This is a genomic window from Thauera aminoaromatica S2, assembly GCF_000310185.1.
GTDB classification, from domain to species: domain Bacteria; phylum Pseudomonadota; class Gammaproteobacteria; order Burkholderiales; family Rhodocyclaceae; genus Thauera; species Thauera aminoaromatica.
Map to the genome: position 1 here is coordinate 1 of NZ_AMXD01000263.1, position 1976 is coordinate 1976.

The window sequence follows — 1976 nt, forward strand, 5'->3', positions numbered from 1 at the left end:
CGGCGCTCGCCGTCCTGCGCGTGCGAGCCGTCCGTGCCGCGTTCCGGCCGCGCCGGGCGCCGGCGTTCGGGGACCGTGGCCGCCTCGGCGGCGCTCAGCTCGCGGATCGACAGCGGCATCTGGCGCACGCGGGTGCGCTTGAGCGTGGCGAGCAGGTCCTCGGGCAGGTTGGCGGGCAGCTCGACGGTGGAGAACTCGTCGAAGAGGTGGATCTGGCCGATGAACCTGCCCTCGATGCCGCCTTCGTTGGCGATCGCGCCGACGATCTCCTTGGGGCTCGCGCCATGGGCGCGGCCGACCTCGATGCGGTAGCGCACCAGCGCGCCTTCGGAGAAGGAACGCCGGCGGGCGAGGATCTCGTCGCGGTTGGGGCGCGGCGTGCGCTCGCGCGCGGCGCCGGTGGTGAAGTGCTCGGCGCGCGGCGCGCGGCCTTCACTGGGCGTCGTGGTGGCGATGTCCCAGCCGCGGCCGGACTGCTCGACCTGGAGCGGGCGCTCGCGCTGGGCGAGCAGGGCCAGTGCGGCGGCGACCTCGTGGATCTCGAGCTCGTTCTCGTCGATCAGGTCGTTGACCACGCCCATGAAGAAGCCGAGCTCCGCGCCGGCGATGGTCTCGGCGACCTGGCGCTTGAACTGGGCCACGCGCAGGTTGGTGACCTCCTCACCGCTCGGCAGCGCGATCGGCGTGATCGGCTGGCGGGTGGCGCGCTCGATCATCTTGAGCATGCGCGTCTCGCGCGGCGCCACGAACAGGATCGCCACCCCCTCGCGCCCGGCGCGGCCGGTGCGGCCGATGCGGTGGACGTAGGCCTCGGTGTCGTAGGGGATGTCGTAGTTGATCACGTGCGAGACGCGCGGAACGTCGATGCCGCGCGCGGCGACGTCGGTGGCGATGACGATGTCGAGCGCGCCGTTCTTCAATTGCTCGATCACGCGCTCGCGCAGGCCCTGGTTCATGTCGCCGTTGAGCGCGGCGGCGGCATAGCCGCGCGCGGCCAGCTTGTCGGCGAGCTCCTCGGTGGCGATCTTGGTGCGCACGAAGACGAGGGCGGCGTCGAAGCTTTCCTCGGCGTCGAGGATGCGGGTGAGTGCGTCGAGCTTGTCCACCCCGCGCACCAGCCAGTAGCGCTGGCTGATCTTGGCCACGGTGGAGGTGGCGGCGCGGATCTTGATCTCCTGCGGGTTGCGCAGGTGGCGGCGGGCGACTTCGCGGATCACGTTGGGCATGGTGGCCGAGAACAGCGCGGTCTGGCGCTCGGCCGGGGTGTGCTCGAGGATCCACTCGACATCGTCGATGAAGCCCATGCGCAGCATCTCGTCGGCCTCGTCGAGCACGATGGCCTTGAGGGCGTCGAGCTTGAGGCTCTCGCGCTCGAGGTGGTCCATGACCCGGCCCGGGGTGCCGACGACCACCTGGGCGCCGCGCGAGAGCTGGCGCAGCTGAACGACCATGCTCTGGCCGCCGTAGATCGGCAGCACGTGGAAGTTCTTCAGGTGGTGGGCGTACTTGGCGAAGGCCTCGGCGACCTGGATCGCTAGCTCGCGCGTGGGGGTGAGCACCAGGACCTGCGGGCGCGTGTCGGCGAGGTCGAGCTTGGCCAGCATCGGCAGCGCGAAGGCGGCGGTCTTGCCGGTCCCGGTCTGCGCCTCGCCGAGGATGTCGTGGCCGGCGAGCAGTTGCGGGATGCAGGCGGCCTGGATCGGCGAGGGGGTCTCGTAACCCACTTCGGCGAGCGCCGACAGCAGGGGCGCGGGCAGCTGGAGATCGGCGAAGCGCAGTTCGGCTTCGGCGGGGGCGGATTCGGGGCGGGGAGCTTCGGTCATGGCGTCTCGGCCGCGGGGCGGCGATGGGCAGCGGCGCTGCAACATCGCGGAGGCGGGCGATTGCGGCGCGGCGGGGGTGATGGGGCGGCTCGTGGCCGCGGCGTTGCGGCGGGTGGCCGCGGGCTTGCGCGTCCGGCGCGCTCCGTTGGTGCG

General features: G+C 72.0%; 1 protein-coding gene. It reads right to left on the reverse strand.

Going from position 1 to position 1976, the window contains the following annotated elements; genetic code table 11:
• Window positions 1-1823: DEAD/DEAH box helicase (locus tag C665_RS19420; protein ID WP_051021783.1), on the reverse strand; the 1823-nt coding region annotated here is incomplete at its 3' end.
• Between the last annotated feature and the right edge of the window lie 153 nt (window positions 1824-1976).